The sequence below is a fragment of the Oceanobacter sp. ABM4_470 genome (genome assembly GCF_056158645.1).
Map to the genome: position 1 here is coordinate 1477208 of NZ_JBSWTR010000001.1, position 18604 is coordinate 1495811.

An 18604-nucleotide genomic window follows, 5' to 3' on the forward strand; every position below is an offset into this window, starting at 1 on the left:
TGATTATTACAGGACTCCCCTCTCCGTGTTTGTCCACATCCTTGCTGTTCTGGCGCCTATTTTTGGTTTGATTCTTACAGGTTTTTTGTGCCGTCGCTTTCAGTTAATTGGCCCTACGGCAGCGTCTGAACTGAATCGTTTCGTTGTCTGGTTATGTTTGCCTGCGCTGATTTTTGAATCCACTGCTACCGCTCGGCTGGAAGATATTTGGCACCCCGGTTTTATCTGGGTCACCATCATTGCCACTCTGGGTGTGTTTGCAGCGACCGTTATCTGGAAGTTGTGCAGTGGTCGAGGTCTGGCCAGTGCCAGCATTGACGGACTGGGTGCGGGATACGCCAATACCGGGTATGTCGGTATCCCACTGTGTTTACTGGTGCTGGGCGATGAGGGTCTGGAGCCAGCATTGATTGCCAGCCTGATTGTGGTGTGTCTGCTGTTTGCACTGGCCGTTGTTCTGATTGAAGTGGGCTTGCAAACGGAAAAGCGCCTCTGGCCTGCTGTTCGCAAGGTTGCGCTGGCACTGGCGAAAAACCCGCTGGTGGTAACGCCTATTATTGGTGGGTTATGGAATGTTCTCGATATTGGACTGAATCAACCAGCCATAACTTTTCTGGATATGCTGGGAGGCGCAACGACGCCTTGTGCGCTGGTATCATTGGGAGCATTTTTGGCCGCGAAACACACTGGCAGTACCAATGGTGCGTACGGGCTGGTGACTCTCAAACTGGTGGTCCATCCACTCATTACCTGGGTACTGGCCTACCACGTTTTTCACTTGCCGGAATTTTGGGCCAAAGCCGCAGTATTGCTGGCAGCACTGCCAACGGGCACGGGCCCATACATGCTGGCTGAGCTGTATCAGAGAGAGCCTGCCGTGGTGTCCAGAACGATCCTGTTCTCTACCGTAGGCTCGCTGGTGAGTTTGTCGGTACTTCTGGCATGGCTCTGAATCAGTGCCATACCTGCGAGGCCGGGCTATTCCCGGCCTTGTTCAGATTTTTCAGATGCTCAGTTTTTAGCCGAATTGGCAAAAACGGAGACTGATTCAACGGCTTGTTGAACGCCGTCGCGGATTTTAATGATTACCTCACCCGCCTGACCGGCCAACTCTACGCCGGTTTGAGCCTGGCTTTCACACGAACTCATGGATTTCACTGAGGAATCAATACCCGACTGGATTTTACTGATCATGTCAGAAATTTCCTGGGTCGAATCACTGGTGCGTGCCGCCAGCTGGCGTACCTCATCGGCTACTACCGCAAATCCCCGTCCCTGCTCACCGGCACGGGCTGCCTCAATGGCCGCATTCAAGGCAAGCAGGTTGGTTTGATCGGCAATGCCGCGAATGGAATTAACAATGGCGGTGATCTGTTCGGAGGTTTTGCCCAACTCGGCAATCGCACTGGCAGTGGTGGTTACGCTGTCGGCAATACGACGCATTTCTTCAGCCGCATTCTGAATGACCACGGTTCCATCACTGGCTGTTTCGAGCGTACCGGAGGCAATTTCGTGTGCGCCAGCAGCGCGTTTGGCATCGGCCAACGCCTGATCCACATGCGGTGTAATATCAGTCGCGAACTTGATTACCTTTGTCACTTTTCCTGATGCATCAACAACCGGGCTGTAGGAAGCCTCCAGCCATACCGTCTTGCCTGAACGGTTTACTCGCTCAAAACGCCCACCAATTGCTCGGCCGGATGCCAGGTCCTGCCACATGCGCTTGTATTCAGACGAATTAGCAAATTCAGGCTGACAAAATGCCCGATGGTGCATGCCTTGCAGTTCTTGCAGGCTGTATTCCATGGTACTGATGAAGTTGTCATTGGCGGTGATGATGGTGCCGTCCGGGTAGAATTCAATCACCGCCGATGTGCGATTTACCGCATCCAACACAGCACGGGTTTCAGCATTTTTTACCATGTAGTCCGTAATATCGGACGCAAATTTGATCACCGAGCTCACTTTACCGTCAGCATCAAACACCGGGTTATACGTCGCTTCCAGCCAGATTGCATCGCCGTTCTTTCTCAGGCGTTTGAACTGACCAGACAGTACCTCACCCTGAGCAAGCCGCTGCCAGCCAGTGTTGTACTCGTGGCTCTGGTACACCTCTGGCTCACAGAACATCCGGTGGTGTTTGCCCTGGATTTCCTCAAGTGTATAGCCAACCGTATTCAGAAAAATATCGTTGGCTTTAATCACAGTGCCGTCGAGGTTGAATTCGATGACCGCCATCGAGCGGCATATGGCATCCACTACTGCCTTGTCGTGTGTATGTGCTGGCGTCGCCTTGGCCTTGTTTGAGGATTTAGAGAAAAACATGGCAGAACCTCTGGGTGTTTAAAACACAGCCTAGACCATCTACCGAAAACGGGGAGTCAAAAACGATATACTTGATGAGTATTTAAGCTAAAGAATGAAAACTGAATCAATATTGTTGATCCGGGGCATCAATTTTAGCGAACACCTCAGTGCTGCCATCCATATTGAGCTGCAACACCTCATACGGTATAAACTTGTCGCCCATTTCCATCCCTGGGCTGCCGACAGGCATGGCAGGTACGGTCAACCCCTTGGCTCCTGCTGGCGGTGCCAACAAAAAAACCTCTACCAATTTGGCTGGCACATGCCCTTCGAATACGTACCCCTGCTCTGACACAACCGTATGGCAAGAGCGCAGAGTCAGTGGGATCTGATGGAACTGCTTAAGCCCGGATAAATCCGGCGCATTATAGGTATCAACGGTCAGGCCATGGGCTTTGGCATGATCAACCCAGCCCGTACAACAGCCACAGGTGGGCGATTTGTAAACGGCCAACGTACCCGGAGACTGAATTAACGGCCCCTGAACAGCCTGATTCGCTGCCGCAGGCAAAGAAGCCAATAATACAGCCCCCAACAATAGATTTTTCATTGTAAACATACAGGGTAAACCTCGTTATTCCGTCAGCGCTTCGTTATAAATATCACCGCTCGAGCGAGCCAGCACCTGACTGATGTAATTCAGGGACTCGCCTGTTTCATCCAGCCAACCGTTCACGATGGGCTGGAATTCACTCCAGGCCTTACGGGAACCAGAGAATCGCTCTATCACCCGGAACTCTTTCAGCGCTATTTCAACAGATGGCGTCAGGATCAGGCTGTCTACTCCCATGCGACGCAACCAGATAGCAGCGCTTTTGCCACCCAAACGGTCGCCACTGGCTTGAACGCCCAACAGGTTCTCACCAAATTCACGGGGCTGCCATTGGCTGAATGCCTGTCCTACCGAACCGTGCTGGCGCTTCAATTCAAGCAGCATAACGGCATTGCCGCGAAATGCCTTGATCTTGGGCCAGTGTTTGACGATTTTCCCGGTCGCCATCATGGCTTCCAACTGTTCGTCTGACAACGCAGCAACGGCGTCGATATTAAAGCCGGAGAAAACGTCTTCAAACGAAGGCCACTTTCGATCAACCTGCTCCCAATTGAAGCCCGCCTGCATGACCACCCGGCAGGCTTCTGAAAGCCAGCGTTCATCCGGGATTTCGGCAATGTCTTCGGCCAACAAGGGAAATTGAAACAGGCTTTTCAGGCGTTCCATACCACCGTGTCGCATTGCGGCTTGATCTTCTATCACAGCAAAAGATGTCATAACACTACCCAGAACATCGCATCCATTAGCGTCCCAGTGTACGCCAGCCAGTATTCAAATGGCGTTATTTTCTTCACAGGCTTGTTCTCCATCGCCTGATCCCAAAACCCGAGGCAGGGCACGACAAATGGTGTAAGGTAACAGCCACTTTACTCTTCTGAAAACGATCGCCATAACGTCCACTATGCTCCAGACATCAGTACGCCAACTGTGTGAATTTGCTGCCCGCATAGGCAGTCTGGATCATCGTTATTCGCCATCACCGAGTGCCAGAGAAGGCATCCTTGGTCACCAGTGGCTCCAAAGCCAATACCCGGATCACGAAGCCGAACACCCGATAGAAGGCATGTATGAATCACAGTCTTCGGGCACACCCGCTTCATTAACACTAAACCTAAAAGGACGCGCAGACCTCTACCGAGCACCACAGAAAGGCCAGCCGGCGCAGCTGATTGAAATCAAAACCTTTCGCGGCAGCCCCGACCGAATTAACCCGGGCCAACAGCACCAGCACTGGGCTCAACTGAAAGTTTACGGGGCACTGCTATGTAAACGGGATGATTTGGAACAGGTTCAGCTTTCACTGGTGTACCTGGATGTCGACAGCAAAGCCCGTCACGAGCAGGAAGACGCACTGAGCGCCGATGACCTATGGCAGGCGCTGCAAGAGCTGGCCGATGAATGGATTCAATGGCAGCTGAAAGAAACAGCCCACCGCCGCGAGCGCGATAGCTACCTGGGGCAATTGGCGTTTCTGGAGCAAGGATTTCGCACCGGCCAAAAGCCCCTCAGCGAAACTGTCTACAAAGCCATTAGCCTGCAAGCCCCTCTGCTACTGGAAGCACCCACTGGTCTGGGCAAAACCCTCGGTGTGATTTTCCCGGCATTGAAAGCCATGCCGGAAAAACAGCTGGATCGACTGTTCTTTTTAACCGCACGTACCACCGGGCGCCAACTGGCGTTGGATAATCTTAAGAAGCTGTTTGGCAACGACGGAACGCCACCCATTCGCTCACTTGAGCTAATCGCCCGCGAGAAATCCTGCGAATACCCGGAAAATGCCTGTCATGGAGATTCCTGCCCTTTGGCCGATGGTTTTTTCGATCGGCTTCCCAAGGCTCGTGAACAGGCCGCCGATTCCCGTTGGCTGGATACCGACGCCGTCAAAGCCATCGCCCGCCAACATACGCTTTGTCCGTACTTTTTAATGCAAGAAATGGCGCGCTGGAGCGATATCGTGGTCGGTGATGTAAACCACTACTTCGATGACGGCGCCATCCTACACAGTCATACCGTCGAAGAAGGATGGCGCAGCGTAGTATTGGTTGACGAGGCCCATAACCTGATTGATCGCGCCCGCGGTATGTATTCGACGACACTGGAACAGCGTCGCTTTGAGGAACCCGCGCAAAAAGCTGGCGGAAAACATGGGCTTAAAGCCGCGTTTGGCAGTGTTCAGAAAGGTTGGCAGCAACTGGAAGACTTGATTTTTCCAGATCATCACGCGCTATTTGGAACCGAAGAGGAAACCAAAGAAGATAACGGTATAAGCTCAAGATTCAGCGACGAGCTGCCTGACACATTGGTTCAGCCCATCTCACAGCTCAGCTCGGCGCTTGCCAAAAGCTTGGCCGACAAGCCGGAAGACCAATTGCTGCAACAAGCCTTGTTCGACTGCCTTGGCTTTTTACGGCTGGCGGAACGTTATGGCCCTCATTCGGTGGTAGAGATCACACGGGAAGAACACGACAGCGGCGAACTATGGGCCACCAGCCACCTAACACTGACTATTCACAACCTGATTCCAGCTGACTTCCTCAAGCCAAAGTTTGAAGATTCGGCCGCAAGCATTCTGTTTTCAGCCACGCTGCAACCGTCGGTTTACTACCGGGACATGCTGGGCATGCCAGAACATACCCGCGACATCCAAACCAGCGGCCCATTCAATAAACAGCAAATGACGCTGGGCTTCCCGGACATCGACACCCGCTACAACCGGCGTGAGCAGAACCACCTGAAACTGGCCACTACCCTGCTTAATAACTACCGACAACGGCCCGGCAACCACCTGATTTTCTTCAGTAGCTTTAGCTATATGCATACCATTGCCAATGCTGTGGCGTCGCTGGACAGTGACATCAAGATCCTCAAGCAGAAACCAACCATGAGCGAAGCCCAGCGGCAGTCCTTTATTCAAACCTTCCGGCGTAAACGCAACCTGATGGGATTCGCGGTGTTAGGCGGTGTATTCTCGGAAGGCATCGACTTGCCCGGTGATGAGCTAAATGCCGTTACCGTTATCACGCTGGGATTACCACCCTCCGACCGCTTGCACAAAATACTGGAAGAACGCATCAAACAGCGCTTTGGTGATGAGCACGGCTACAACTACACCTGGCTTTACCCGGGCATGCGAAAAGTCGTGCAGGCCGCAGGCCGTTTGATTCGGACACCAGAAGACACCGGCTGGATTGATTTGATAGACCCGAGATACAGCAGGCCCGAGGTGCGGGCACTGCTGCCGGATTGGTGGTTTAAGGAATAACCACCGAATACGGGAGGCATACTGAATAACAAGCCTCCCAGCGCGATCAAGCAAAGCTGGCGTCAGGCCAGCTCGTCTACAGCTACTTTGTAGTTTGGATCTTCGATCACGTTCACATCACACTGGTTGCCCGCCTTTTTCAGCAGCTGGCGACATTCTGCTGACAAGTGCAGCAGATGCAACTCTTTACCTGCTTCGGCGTAACGCTCGGCCAGTGTGTCGATTGCTTCCAGCGCAGAATGGTCCCAAACGCGACTGTCAGCGAAATCGACCAAAACTTTCTGCGGATCGTTTTCGATGTCGAAAATATCGCGGAAGGCTGAAATAGAGCCGAAGAAAACCGGGCCATCCAGTTTGTACAGTTTGGCACCATCCGGCTGCATCTGGCTGCGGGAGTTAATGCGTTGAGCCGCTTTCCAGGCGAATACCAGGGCCGACACAATTACACCAATGATCACCGCAATGGCCAGGTCGGTCAGTACGGTAACGACGGTCACCAGCACCAGCACGAACAGGTCATGCTTTGGAATCTTGCCAATCATGCGGAAAGACGCCCATTCAAAAGTGCCAATGACCACCATGAACATCACGCCCACCAGCGCAGCGATTGGAATCTGCTCGATCAGCGGTGACGCGAACAGAATGAAACTCAGCAGGAACAAGGCCGCCGCAATACCAGACAGGCGACCACGACCACCAGAAGATACGTTGATCATGGACTGGCCAATCATGGCGCAACCGCCCATGCCGCCGATAAAACCGGTTGCAACGTTGGCAACACCTTGAGCCACACATTCTTTGTTACCACGACCACGGCTGTTGGTCATTTCATCAATCACGGTCACGGTCAGCAGCGATTCAATCAAACCAATGGCAGCAAAAATGATGGAGTACGGCAGAATAAACATCAGGGTTTCAAGCGTGAAAGGTACGTTTGGAACCGCAATTTCAGGCAAGCCACCGGCAATGGATGCCAGATCGCCCACGGTTTTGGTGTCCAGATCCAGACCAAACGCAATCAACGACGCAACCAGAATACCCGCCAGAGCAGACGGAACGGCTTTGGTCAGTTTTGGCAGATTAATGGTAATGAACATGGTCAGCGCAATCAGCCCCAGCATGATCCACAGCTGCATGCCACTGAACCATTCACCGGACAACCAGCCCCACTTACCTTCCGGGGTAGACACCTGTAGTTGCGGCAGCTGTGCCAGGAAAATCACGATGGCCAGACCATTAACGAAGCCCAGCATCACTGGGTAAGGCACCAATCGAATGAACTTGCCGAGCTTCATAGCCCCAAACGTAACCTGAATGACACCCATCAGCACCACGGCAGCAAACAGATACTGAGGCCCCATGCCCGAGCCAAAGTCTCGTTCGGCCTCGGCAACCAGCGCCACCATAACCACCGCCAACGCACCTGCGGCACCGGAAATCATTCCCGGACGACCACCGATACAGGCAGTGATCAAACCCACCATAAAGGCGGCATACAGACCTACCAGCGGATGAACGCCAGCAACAAAAGCAAAAGCAACGGCTTCTGGCACCAAAGCCAGAGCAACCGTCAGGCCGGATAACACATCATTCTTGATGTTCGGCGAGAAGGTTTGAGCAAACTCCTTGAAGAAGAGCATCGAATAACCACCCGAATAAGCGAGGAATTGGAAGTTTCTGGGGACCTCTGAATAGCTCTGCGCGAGTCCTGCGGGTTGTCATTGGCTCTTTACAACCCCGCGGCGAATGCAGCGGAATGGCGAGACCTTTCAACTTCCAACACCGAACTATTCAGAGGACCCCTAGCAAGGCGCGCACTATACCAGCGTCGGCAGGCAAATTCAGGGGAATTGGCGGGAAGGTGGGTCGGGCAAACGGAATGGCCTACAAAGGCACGAAATATCGTCAGAGTGACGGTTTTGAAATTCACTTGAAGCAGACAAGTCAGCCCGGAATCGTTCGCTATTTGAACGATTCCGGGCATTTAAGTTGGCTTTGGTGCCGCTCTTACGGGTAACTGTTTATACATACAGTGTCAAGTCCGCAAGACATTACATCAACCACTTCCACCAAATAAACAAGGCGACAAATCCTGCCAGATACAGCAAACCGCAAATCGCCAGCAGGTTTAACCCCTTTCCGCTCTGCAAGTCGTCAGGCAGTGCTGTTCGCTTGATCAATACGTAGTTCAGCAGCGCCACAAACGGTGCGGCAACAAAACCAACAGTCATGGCGAAATTGAGCATAGCCAACAGCGAAGACGTCCAAACCACCACAATCGCCAGCGCCACCGCAGCAATGACCAGAATCCAGAAACCCAGCCAGCGTTCGTTTGAAGCGGGTTGCCCTGTCAGAATCAGGCTCTGGGTTTCGGCCAGCACCCGCCCATAGCCATCCAACACAGTGAGCATGCTGCCAGCCGTATTTGGCACCGGCCTGAGTGGAGGCAACCAAATGAGAGCCTCCCACACAACAAGCGGCAGTGACGATGCCGGGACCAAAGGAAGATAAAACGCGAGCAAATCCATCGTTGCCAGACCGGGCGTCGGCGATCTCTATGAGGGGTTCCTGTAGGAAAAATAAGCGGGCAATTATGGTACGCAGAAATTCTGGATGGAGAAATCAAAGGGCAGGATCGCCGTCAGGAATAGTCTGTTCAAATGATGCGACGGCCGTTGTTAAAAAGCACGATCGGTTTTCTCAGCCCACCAATGAACTGGATTTGGCATTTATAATCAATGGGTTATAGCCATTGATTAAAGTAAAAAACCACCTAGCTGTAAGTATTGGCGCGATCCAGTCGGCTGTTAAAGACCACTTCAATAAAGAACGGTCCCGCTTTGGTATCGAATGGAATCACCATGACAGGCCCCGCAACAGAGTGGGCGATCAGGTCTTCCCCGGTCAGCAACTCCGGGGTCGCCATTTCAAAATCGAACCCCTTCTCCCACAGCAGCTTGCGTGCACCGCCCGACAACATATTGGTCAGTTCGCCAGTCAGGTCGCGGCAGGTTTCATCGAACCCAAGCACTTCTTCGCCCAACATATTGCTGCTGATTTTCACAATGGCGCCTTCCGAGAAGGAAATCGCCAACGACCCCTTAACCGTTTCGCCTTCCATTGGAATGATCCCGGTGACAACACCCAACGCAACGTCTCCATCTTTTACGTAGGGCTTTGAATACTCACAGCTGAGCTGCGCCATGGTCGCCAGGATATTATTGATGGTTTCGACGAACGGATTAATGTACTCAACGTTCAAACCAACAGCCTCCGATGTGAATCTGACCCACGCCTGAATAACAGACCCGTCGGGTCGCTTCTTTTGATGGCATTTCAATATCTTGAGTCTAGACCACTGCCATCGGTCACTCGCCGGAAAGCAACCCGACAGAGCAGCCGATACTGTCATACCTGACTCAAGGTCAGCGCGATGCTCAAGCCGTACTCGCAGCACATGAGCGTTAAATGGGCGTGAAATGGGCGTGAAATGGGCGTTGAATATGGAGAGAAAACGGAGAAACAGCGTGCGGGCACCGAATAAGCATCAACGAACAGCACAGGATCGGGCATGATTAAACAGCGGATACAAAAACAGGCCCCGAAGAGCCTGTTTTTGTTAAATCACTGAGGTTCGATCAGAGACCCTTCACCGCATAGATGCCCAGCGTGTTACGCCAGTAACCGCGGTAATCCATACCGCAGCCAAACAGGAAGCGGTCTTCCACATTCATGCCAGAGAAGTCGACTGTCAGAGCGTCGGTCTTGCGGTCATGGTCTTTGGTACACAATACGGCAGTCAAAACCTCCTTGGCACCCTGTTGACGACACGCTTCTACTACTTCGGCCAGGGTGTGGCCTTCGTCAAAGATGTCATCCAGAATCAGTACGTGGCGGTCAGCCATTGGTACAGAAGGTGGTGCCTGCCATTGCAGCTCCGGGCCACCCGTGGTTTCGCCACGGTAGCGGGTAGCGTGCATGTAACCAACTTCCAATGGGAAGTTCAGTTTTGGCAACAGCTGGCCAGCCATCAGCAAGCCGCCGTTCATAACGGTGTAAACCACCGGCATTTTGCCTGCCAGTCGTTCGGTGATCTCTTCGGCCAACCGGTCCAAGGCTGCCAGCACTTCTTCTGGCGATTTAATCAGATCCGCTTCTTGCATCACGGCATCCAATTGCTCCGGGGTCAATTGATCAGTCATTCAATTCACTCTGTTTCGATTGCGTAAAGGCGCGATACTATCACGACAGAGGCCCCGCACGGCAGCGCCCCTTTTGAAAAACCTTAGCCTGATATTCTGTTATTTGCCGAAAAGATGATTCAATGTCCTTTTCACTCAGAGGAACTGAGAAGCAAAATCAGGTACAAAACGTTATCGCCAAACGCATCAGGGCATCAGCATGAACACAGCCACCCTTTCCTCACATCCAAATCGGTCCAAAAACGGGCTTCAGCGCAGCAAGCTCCTGTTAGTAAGCATGATCAGCATACTGCTCGCCAGTTGCGCCAGTTACCCGTCGTCCATCGCCGTGAACGACCCTGACCAGCTGCCGACTCTCAAACAGCTTCTACAATCGCCGCAAGAGCACGCCGGAGAAACTGTGGTGCTGGGCGGCCAAATCATCAAAGTGAGCAACACCGAACAACACACCGTTTTGGAAATTCTGCAAAAACCGCTGTGGGATTCCGGCCATCCACGTTCAGACCAGGACGCTTCCAGCGGCCGTTTTCGTGCTGAGTTAGATTACTTCGTAGACCCGGAGATATACAAAAAAGGCCGCGAAGTGACCGTGCGCGGCACCTTCACCGGCCTGCAACAAGGCAAGATTGGCAGTCACGAGTATCAATTCGCCCACATTAACGTCACGGGCATTGAACTGTGGCAAGAACAACCAGAAACCGAAGTGCACTACATCTTCGGCTACGATCGCTGGGGCCCCAGCCCGTTTTACCGTCCAAGACTTCGCCCAACCAGTTCTGTAAACCTGGTTGTGCCACTCAAACGCCCGGCTAATTGACTAGGGACCGTTGAAAACACGGAGCCAGCCGGAATATTCCGTAGGAAATATCACCGGCTGTCATAATGGATACTTCGGCGTACAAAGCAGCCGTGATAATATCCGCCGCCCGAAAGATTCAACCCATCCCGTTCAGGAGCCACCATGTCCCCCACTCTGCAACTAGCCTGCGATTTGATTTCCCGTCATTCGGTTACCCCGGAAGACGCGGGTTGCCAGGAATTGATGATGGAGCGTCTGGCAGCGGTTGGCTTCAACAACGAACCACTCCGCTTTGAAGAAGTTGATAACTTCTGGTCTCGCCGTGGCACCGATGGCCCATTGGTGTGCTTCGCTGGCCATACTGATGTTGTTCCAACTGGCCCGGAAAGCAGCTGGCAGTACCCACCGTTTGAGCCGCAAATTGTCGACGGCATGCTTTACGGTCGCGGCGCTGCCGACATGAAAGGCTCACTGGCTGCAATGATCGTCGCCATTGAAAACTTCGTGCGCAAATTTCCGGACCACAAAGGCTCCATCGCCTTGCTGATTACCAGTGACGAAGAAGGCCCTGCCCATAACGGCACGGTAAAAGTGGTAGAGACCCTGGAAGCACGCAACGAAAAGATCGATATGTGCATCGTTGGCGAACCATCCTCAACTACCCTGGTGGGCGACGTTATCAAAAACGGCCGTCGTGGTTCCCTGGGTGCAGAACTGATTGTAAAAGGCATTCAGGGCCATGTAGCCTACCCACACCTGGCCAAAAACCCGGTGCACGTAGCCGCTCCTGCACTGGCGGAACTGGCCAACGAAAAATGGGATGACGGCAACGAATTTTTCCCGGCTACCAGCTTCCAGATTTCCAACATCCATGCAGGCACCGGTGCCACCAACGTGATTCCGGGCACCATGAAGGTCGTGTTCAACTTCCGTTTCTCAACCGAACTGACTGCCGACATTCTGAAGCAACGCACCGAAGCCATCCTGGACAAGCACGGTTTGGAATACGACCTGCAATGGAGCCTCAGTGGCGAACCATTCCTGACCGACCGCGGCCCATTGGTTGACGCCTGTGTGGACGCCATTAAAGCTGTAACCGGCCGTGACACTGAATTATCGACTGCTGGCGGCACATCTGACGGTCGTTTCATCGCTCCTACCGGTGCTCAGGTTGTCGAACTTGGCCCAATCAACGCCACTATCCACAAAGTCGACGAGTGCGTTAGCGCCGCCGACCTCGACACCCTGACCGATATGTACGAAGGCATTCTGGAGCGTCTGCTGGGATGATTGCTTGCCCCGTATGCCACCTACCATTGCCACTGATTGATGGCGACACGGACAAACGCGGCGCACTCAAGCGCCGCTGCTGCGACAACAACCACAGCTTTGACCGTGCCAAACAGGGTTACTTCAACCTGTTAATGGTTAACCAGAAGAAGTCGAAAAACCCGGGCGATAACGCTGAAATGGTGTTGGCGCGCAAACGCTTTTTGGATCGTGGGTTTTACGCCGCTATTTCCGAAGCCATTAACACCGCACTGGTGCCTGACGCAGCCCGACAGCCCGGCTTGCAGATTGCCGACAACGGCTGCGGCGAGGGCTACTACACCAACCAGCTGCATCAGGCATTGAATGCCGCCGGCGTTCAGCACAACCTGTATGGCATCGATATTTCGCGCGACGCCGTCAAAACCGCGTGTCAGCGTGATCGCGGCATTGAATGGATGGTGGGCAGTGGCGGCAAATTGCCGTTTATGCCAAACACTCTGGGCATGATCTTCAGCGTGTTCACTCCTGTGATGGCCGAGCGCTGGAAAGAGCTACTGACACAAGACGGCAGTGTTTGGCTGATTCTGCCCGCGGCAGAACACCTGTTGGAATTGCGTCAGCATATTTATGACGACGTACAAACCGATGAGTATTCCCCGGCAGCCGAAATGGAGCAGGCTGGCTTTAAGCTGGACAGCCAGCACAAGCATCAATCGACCGTCCACATTCCTGCCGACGCCCTGCCCGACTTGCTGACCATGACACCTCACGGCTGGCGCATCAAAAACGAGAAACGTGTCGCACTCACAGCGCTGGATGGTCTGGATGTGACCTTATCGGTCAACTTGTTCCGCTTTTCGGCTATAAACAATGGATAAGATTTTAAATGTTCCGGCAAAGGTTCATGGTTGTTTGAATCACTCAAACAACCGCGATAGCATTTCCGGACACCGTCGCAGCAGGGTTGAAAAGTTAACGGTATGACAGACGTTCTGTTCTATGTATTGGCAGCCACCAAGCTGTCAGAGCAAATGCAGTTTGTCTGCCGATTGACTGAAAAAGTACAAGCGCAAGGCAAAAAGATCTACATCCACGCCAACAGCAAAGAACACGCAACGGCATTGGATGACCAGCTTTGGCAGTTCCGCGAAAACGCGTTTGTACCGCATGCTCTGGTGGATGAGGAACATCCTGTGAACGATTGCCCGGTTCAGATTGGCTGGCATGAAGCGCCTATCGCGTTTCATGACGTCATTATCAACCTGAGCAATGAACTGCCCGACTTTTTTGCAAGATTTGAACGGCTGGTTGAAGTAGTCATTCAGGAAGATACGGTGCTGGAAAGCACCCGTGACCATTATCGTTTTTTGCGTGACCGGGGTTACCCCATAAGTCACCAGGATATGAGACTTCGCACATGAGCACTGAGAACAAGCCTCGCGAACTATTGGACGAACTGGCCACCTTGCAGCAAGTATTGGATGACGCTGCCGGTGAGCAGATTGATTTCAACAGCGTCCTGACCAAACTCAACACCGTTGACGAAGTGCCGGTGCTGAGCGATTTATTCAACTCCGACGAAGCCCCGGTGCTGCGGCCGGTAAAACAGGGGGATCGCAAGAGCCACCTGTCAGCCGTCCAAACGCCGCCGCCAAGCCAGCCACGGCCTGTGATTACCCGCGACATTCTCGAATATCTGCGCGAAGAAATGCAGCGCAAAGGTAACAACGACAACAGCCTGGAAACCCTGCACGACATCCTGCACGGTGCCGCCGAGCGCCAACAACGCAGCGAAGAACACCCGAACAACCAGAAAGTGCAAAACGTTGTTGATCACAACAACAGTGACGACCCCGACGTACCGACACTGACTGAAGAAGAAACCTACAGCGAACTCGACGCCATGCTGGATGACGATATTCCGATGGCCGACGAACAAGTCGACATCGCATTTTCCTTGGCAGAACTTGCCAGTCAGGCCACTGAGGGACACGAGATTCTGCGCGACATCGTCGAAGACGACGAGCCAGAACTGCTGCTCGACGAGGTTTCTGACACCCTGCCCGACGCCACCGTCAACTCGGCAGCCACAGCATCAACCGATAGCAAGGCCAACGAAAGCACCGCACAGGCAGCGCATGCAGACGACATCGAGCCAACACTCGACGAAGTACTGGATAGCGCCCTTGGCCAACAGCCAGAAACCACTGAAACTCCAGCTTCCCTGCGAGCCGCACTGTCGCACAAGCCGAGCATCGATGAACTGGCTGCGCTGGCAAAAGCAGTGGCGCAAGAAACCGAAGCCAAGGCCACAACCCGCAACCCCAACAACCCGTTCTTGCCAAAATCCGTATTGGATCGGTTAACCGTTGAGCGCCAGGCCGCCCAGCAAAGTGCCGAAGAAGCCCACCGCACCATGCAGCGAGTAATGCAAGGCAAGATGGAGAACGACTCCAAAGCCGTCGCCAATCTGAGTAAATCGGAGCAAGAGCAGATCGTCGACACATTGATTGACGAACTGACGCCGCTAATTCAGGCCCGCTTACGTGAAAAGCTACGCGCCTTTATGAACAAGAAGCCCAACAAAACGCCGGAATAATCCGGCGTTTTTTTTGTTTCGAGACATCCCGAGCGGTGCGCAGTGCGCACCCTACTGCACTGCTGAGCGCGCACAGAGCAACAGACCACTGTAAAAAACCAACAAAGCAACACAATCACTGTAGGGTGCGCACTGCGCACCAACCCCACCACAACAACAGCACAACCGGCTGGAATCACCACAATCCAGCTTTATTGATAACCCGCCAACACCCTGCCCAGCTGCCAACAAATCCGGTATACTCGACGCCATTTTTCACCGTGCAATCAGTCGTTTGCCGGAAATAGCCACCGCGACCGAACAAAAGCTTCGACACCGCGCCCAAGGCAATGCCATTTCACGGCTACGACTGCCCAAATTTGTGAGTTAAAGCGAACACCATGGACAAGACCTACAAGCCCGACGCCATCGAACAGTACTGGTACCAGAACTGGGAATCCAACGGATACTTCAAGCCCTACCAGGAAGGTCTGGAAGGCGAAGGCTACTCCATCATGATTCCGCCGCCGAACGTCACAGGCTCCCTGCACATGGGTCACGCCTTCCAGCACACACTGCAAGACGCACTGATTCGCTACAACCGCATGCTGGGCAAGAAATCCCTCTGGCAGGTCGGTACCGACCATGCCGGTATCGCCACCCAGATGGTGGTTGAACGCAAACTGGCCGCCGAAGGCCAACCAGACCGTCATGAGCTGGGTCGCGACAAGTTCATCGAAAAAATCTGGGAATGGAAAGAACACTCCGGTGGCACCATTACCCGTCAGATGCGTCGTCTGGGTAACTCCGTTGACTGGGAAACCGAACGCTTCACCATGGACGAAGGCTTCTACGCCGCCGTTCAGGAAGTGTTTATTCGCCTGTACAACGACGGCCTGATCTACCGTGGCAAGCGCCTGGTAAACTGGGACCCGAAACTGCACACCGCCATTTCCGATCTGGAAGTGGAAAACAAAGACAAAAAAGGCCACATGTGGCACCTGCGCTACCCGCTGGCTGACGGTGAAACCTACACCGACAGCGAAGGTAACGTTAAAGACTACATCGTGGTTGCCACCACTCGTCCTGAAACCGTACTGGGCGATACCGGCGTAGCCGTTAACGCTGAAGACGAGCGTTACAAGCACCTGATCGGCAAGTTCGTAGAGCTGCCGCTGGTTGGCCGTCGCATTCCAATCGTTGCCGACGAACACGCCGACATGACCAAAGGCACCGGCTGCGTGAAGATCACCCCGGCGCACGACTTCAACGACTACGAAGTCGGCAAGCGCAACGGCCTGCCAATGATCAACATCTTCACCTTCAACGCCGACGTGCGTGACGTGGCTGAAGCCTTCAACGCTGACGGTACTCTGAACACCGACGTCGACACCGCCATCCCGGAAAAATACCGTGGTATGGAGCGCTTTGCTGCTCGTAAAGCCATCGTTGCCGACTTCGAAGAACTGGGTTTGCTGGACGAGATCAAGGACCACGACCTGACCGTACCTTACGGCGACCGTGGCGGTGTTGTGATCGAGCCAATGCTGACTGACCAGTGGTACGTCGACGCCAAAACCCTGGCCAAACCTGCCATCGAAGCGGTTGAAAACGGCGATATCCAGTTCGTACCAAAAAACTACGAGAACATGTACTTCAGCTGGATGCGCGACATTCAGGACTGGTGTATTTCCCGTCAGCTGTGGTGGGGTCACCGCATCCCGGCCTGGTATGACAACGAAGGCAAGGTTTACGTTGGTCACGACGAAGCCGAAGTACGCGCCCAGAACAACATTGCTGACGACGTTGAACTGCGTCAGGACAACGACGTACTGGACACCTGGTTCAGCTCCGCGCTGTGGACTTTCGGCACTCTGGGCTGGCCAAACGTTGATATCGAAGAAGTGGCCAAGCGTATGGCCGACTTCCACCCGACCGACACTCTGGTGACCGGTTTCGACATCATCTTCTTCTGGGTGGCGCGCATGATCATGATGACCATGCATTTCATCAAGGACGAAGACGGCAAGCCGCAAGTACCTTTCAAGACCGTATACGTGACTGGTTTGATCCGTGACGAAGTGGGCCAGAAAATGTCCAAGTCCAAGGGCAACGTGCTTGACCCTCTGGACATGATCGACGGCATCAGCCTCGATGCTCTGCTGGAAAAACGCACCGGCAACATGATGCAGCCACAACTGGCTGAAAAAATCGGCAAGCGTACCCAGAAAGAATTCCCGGAAGGCATCACCCCGCACGGCACCGACGCCCTGCGTTTTACCCTTGCTGCCATGGCCTCTACCGGCCGTGACATCAACTGGGACATGAAACGCCTGGAAGGCTACCGTAACTTCTGCAACAAGCTGTGGAACGCCTCCCGCTACGTGATGCTGTCCATCGCTGGCGAAGAAGCCGTTGAAAAAGCGGCAGCTGACAACACCCAGATCACCATCACTGATGAAATGAAAGCCGCCTGTGGCGCCACTGGCGAACCGGCTGCCCTGTCGCTGGCCGACCGCTGGATCATTTCCCGTCTGCAACGTGCCGAAGGCGAAGTACGTCGCCATCTGGATCAGTACCGTTTCGACATGGCCGCTCAGGCCCTGTACGAATTCATCTGGAACGAATACTGCGACTGGTACCTGGAACTGTCCAAGCCGGTGCTGTGGGACAAAAACGCCACCGAAGAAGAAAAGCGCGGCACCCGTGGCACTCTGGTACGCGTACTGGAAGCCACCCTGCGCCTGGCCCACCCGATCATTCCGTTCATCACTGAATCCATCTGGCAGCAAGTGAAGGACCTGGCCGGCAAAGAGGGCCCAGATCAGCCAAAAACGATTATGCTGACCCGCTTCCCGGAACCACAGGAAGCCCTGATTGATGCCGAAGCCGAAGCCGACGTTGAATGGCTGCAAGGCGTGATCACCGCGGTACGTAACATCCGTGCCGAGAAGAACATCCCGCCAAGCAAGGAACTGGAAGTGATCCTGAAAGACGGCGACGACAACGACTTCCGTCGCGCCGACGAAAACCAGACCTTCCTGTCCAAACTGGCCAAGCTCAGCAACATCACCTGGCACAACGAAGGTGACGAACTGCCAATGTCCACCACCCAACTGGTTGGCCAAATGGAAGTACTGGTGCCAATGGCTGGCTTCATCGACAAAGACGCTGAAATCGCCCGCCTGACCAAAGAGCTGGAGAAACTGGAAAAAGAAGTATCCCGCATCGCCAACAAGCTGGGTAACGAAGGCTTCGTCGCCAAAGCCCCTGCAGCCGTAATCGAGAAGGAAAAAGAAAAACTGACCGGTTACGAACGCGACCAGGCCAAGATCAAAGAGCAGATCGAAGCCATCAAGGCGCTGTAAGTGCTTTTCGTCAGACGTCGGAGGACTGACGTCTGACGCTCGCAAGATCAAAAAGGGCGTTTAACCAGACGCCCTTTTTGCGTTTAGCCTGTAGGAGGGAATTCATTCCCGATCCTGTAGGTTGAGCTCCGCCCAACAACCGCTGCTTAAATCGCACACTCGCAACACCCCTGTATCCCGCCTGCTCTCCGAATGCAAACGGA

Annotated in this window: 15 protein-coding genes; 8 read left to right on the top strand and 7 right to left on the bottom strand. The window is 53.7% G+C overall.

Features of this window, described 5'->3' with window-relative positions; genetic code table 11:
• Positions 1 to 25: 25 nt before the first annotated feature.
• A complete protein-coding gene (locus tag ACXADJ_RS06565; protein ID WP_475064196.1) occupies positions 26 to 952 on the top strand; it encodes an AEC family transporter in 927 nt (308 codons plus the stop codon).
• Between the two features lie 59 nt (positions 953 to 1011).
• Here ACXADJ_RS06565 and ACXADJ_RS06570 read toward each other — a convergent pair whose 3' ends face one another.
• The 3 genes from ACXADJ_RS06570 to ACXADJ_RS06580 form a co-directional block, all read right to left on the bottom strand.
• Positions 1012 to 2325, bottom strand: coding sequence for a methyl-accepting chemotaxis protein (locus ACXADJ_RS06570; protein WP_475064197.1), 1314 nt, complete (start codon positions 2323 to 2325; stop codon positions 1012 to 1014).
• A 106-nt stretch (positions 2326 to 2431) separates the two neighbouring features.
• A complete protein-coding gene (locus tag ACXADJ_RS06575) occupies positions 2432 to 2926 on the bottom strand; it encodes a DUF411 domain-containing protein (protein ID WP_475064198.1) in 495 nt (164 codons plus the stop codon).
• 15 nt (positions 2927 to 2941) lie between these two features.
• The gene (locus ACXADJ_RS06580) at positions 2942 to 3637 is read right to left on the bottom strand and encodes a DNA-3-methyladenine glycosylase I (protein ID WP_475064199.1); all 696 of its coding nucleotides are present in this window, start codon (positions 3635 to 3637) and stop codon (positions 2942 to 2944) included.
• 184 nt (positions 3638 to 3821) lie between these two features.
• Between ACXADJ_RS06580 and ACXADJ_RS06585 the strand changes: the two genes are divergently transcribed.
• Complete coding sequence (locus ACXADJ_RS06585) at positions 3822 to 6182, top strand: ATP-dependent DNA helicase (RefSeq protein ID WP_475064200.1); 2361 nt, start codon at positions 3822 to 3824, stop codon at positions 6180 to 6182.
• A 62-nt stretch (positions 6183 to 6244) separates the two neighbouring features.
• Here ACXADJ_RS06585 and ACXADJ_RS06590 read toward each other — a convergent pair whose 3' ends face one another.
• The 4 genes from ACXADJ_RS06590 to ACXADJ_RS06605 all read right to left on the bottom strand — a co-directional run bounded on the left by ACXADJ_RS06590 (position 6245) and on the right by ACXADJ_RS06605 (position 10384).
• A complete protein-coding gene (locus tag ACXADJ_RS06590; RefSeq protein WP_475064201.1) occupies positions 6245 to 7822 on the bottom strand; it encodes a SulP family inorganic anion transporter in 1578 nt (525 codons plus the stop codon).
• A 411-nt stretch (positions 7823 to 8233) separates the two neighbouring features.
• Positions 8234 to 8593 (bottom strand): hypothetical protein, encoded by a 360-nt coding sequence (locus ACXADJ_RS06595; protein ID WP_475064202.1) that lies wholly within the window; start codon positions 8591 to 8593, stop codon positions 8234 to 8236.
• Between the two features lie 362 nt (positions 8594 to 8955).
• Positions 8956 to 9444: a chemotaxis protein CheX gene (locus ACXADJ_RS06600; RefSeq protein WP_475064203.1), complete on the bottom strand. Its 489-nt coding sequence runs from the start codon at positions 9442 to 9444 to the stop codon at positions 8956 to 8958.
• Positions 9445 to 9820: 376 nt separating this feature from the next.
• A complete protein-coding gene (locus tag ACXADJ_RS06605) occupies positions 9821 to 10384 on the bottom strand; it encodes a hypoxanthine-guanine phosphoribosyltransferase (protein WP_028292848.1) in 564 nt (187 codons plus the stop codon).
• Positions 10385 to 10583: 199 nt separating this feature from the next.
• Between ACXADJ_RS06605 and ACXADJ_RS06610 the strand changes: the two genes are divergently transcribed.
• The 6 genes from ACXADJ_RS06610 to ACXADJ_RS06635 all read left to right on the top strand — a co-directional run bounded on the left by ACXADJ_RS06610 (position 10584) and on the right by ACXADJ_RS06635 (position 18401).
• Entirely contained in the window at positions 10584 to 11201 is a 618-nt protein-coding gene (locus ACXADJ_RS06610; RefSeq protein WP_475064204.1) for a Slp family lipoprotein, read from the top strand.
• Between the two features lie 144 nt (positions 11202 to 11345).
• On the top strand, positions 11346 to 12473 hold the full coding sequence (dapE, locus tag ACXADJ_RS06615) for a succinyl-diaminopimelate desuccinylase (RefSeq protein ID WP_475064205.1): 1128 nt from the start codon (positions 11346 to 11348) through the stop codon (positions 12471 to 12473).
• Positions 12470 to 13333, top strand: a complete 864-nt coding sequence (locus ACXADJ_RS06620; protein ID WP_475064206.1) for a putative RNA methyltransferase — start codon at positions 12470 to 12472, stop codon at positions 13331 to 13333. Before dapE ends, ACXADJ_RS06620 begins: the two co-directional genes overlap by 4 nt.
• Positions 13334 to 13435: 102 nt before the next feature.
• Positions 13436 to 13876: a DNA polymerase III subunit chi gene (locus tag ACXADJ_RS06625; RefSeq protein WP_028292851.1), complete on the top strand. Its 441-nt coding sequence runs from the start codon at positions 13436 to 13438 to the stop codon at positions 13874 to 13876.
• Positions 13873 to 15054, top strand: a complete 1182-nt coding sequence (locus tag ACXADJ_RS06630; protein ID WP_475064207.1) for a hypothetical protein — start codon at positions 13873 to 13875, stop codon at positions 15052 to 15054. Before ACXADJ_RS06625 ends, ACXADJ_RS06630 begins: the two co-directional genes overlap by 4 nt.
• A 380-nt stretch (positions 15055 to 15434) precedes the next feature.
• Complete coding sequence (locus ACXADJ_RS06635) at positions 15435 to 18401, top strand: valine--tRNA ligase (protein ID WP_475064208.1); 2967 nt, start codon at positions 15435 to 15437, stop codon at positions 18399 to 18401.
• The last annotated feature ends 203 nt before the right edge of the window (positions 18402 to 18604 follow it).

Bases quoted from the DNA above. Each gene is read 5' to 3' on its own strand.
- ACXADJ_RS06570 (WP_475064197.1), bottom strand. From the start codon at position 2,325: ATGTTTTTCTCTAAATCCTCAAACAAGGCCAAGGCGACGCCAGCACAT.
- ACXADJ_RS06575 (WP_475064198.1), bottom strand. From the start codon at position 2,926: ATGTTTACAATGAAAAATCTATTGTTGGGGGCTGTATTATTGGCTTCT.
- ACXADJ_RS06580 (WP_475064199.1), bottom strand. From the start codon at position 3,637: ATGACATCTTTTGCTGTGATAGAAGATCAAGCCGCAATGCGACACGGT.
- ACXADJ_RS06585 (WP_475064200.1), top strand. From the start codon at position 3,822: ATGCTCCAGACATCAGTACGCCAACTGTGTGAATTTGCTGCCCGCATA.
- ACXADJ_RS06590 (WP_475064201.1), bottom strand. From the start codon at position 7,822: ATGCTCTTCTTCAAGGAGTTTGCTCAAACCTTCTCGCCGAACATCAAG.
- ACXADJ_RS06595 (WP_475064202.1), bottom strand. From the start codon at position 8,593: ATGCTCACTGTGTTGGATGGCTATGGGCGGGTGCTGGCCGAAACCCAG.
- ACXADJ_RS06605 (WP_028292848.1), bottom strand. From the start codon at position 10,384: ATGACTGATCAATTGACCCCGGAGCAATTGGATGCCGTGATGCAAGAA.
- ACXADJ_RS06610 (WP_475064204.1), top strand. From the start codon at position 10,584: ATGAACACAGCCACCCTTTCCTCACATCCAAATCGGTCCAAAAACGGG.
- dapE (WP_475064205.1), top strand. From the start codon at position 11,346: ATGTCCCCCACTCTGCAACTAGCCTGCGATTTGATTTCCCGTCATTCG.
- ACXADJ_RS06620 (WP_475064206.1), top strand. From the start codon at position 12,470: ATGATTGCTTGCCCCGTATGCCACCTACCATTGCCACTGATTGATGGC.
- ACXADJ_RS06625 (WP_028292851.1), top strand. From the start codon at position 13,436: ATGACAGACGTTCTGTTCTATGTATTGGCAGCCACCAAGCTGTCAGAG.
- ACXADJ_RS06630 (WP_475064207.1), top strand. From the start codon at position 13,873: ATGAGCACTGAGAACAAGCCTCGCGAACTATTGGACGAACTGGCCACC.
- ACXADJ_RS06635 (WP_475064208.1), top strand. From the start codon at position 15,435: ATGGACAAGACCTACAAGCCCGACGCCATCGAACAGTACTGGTACCAG.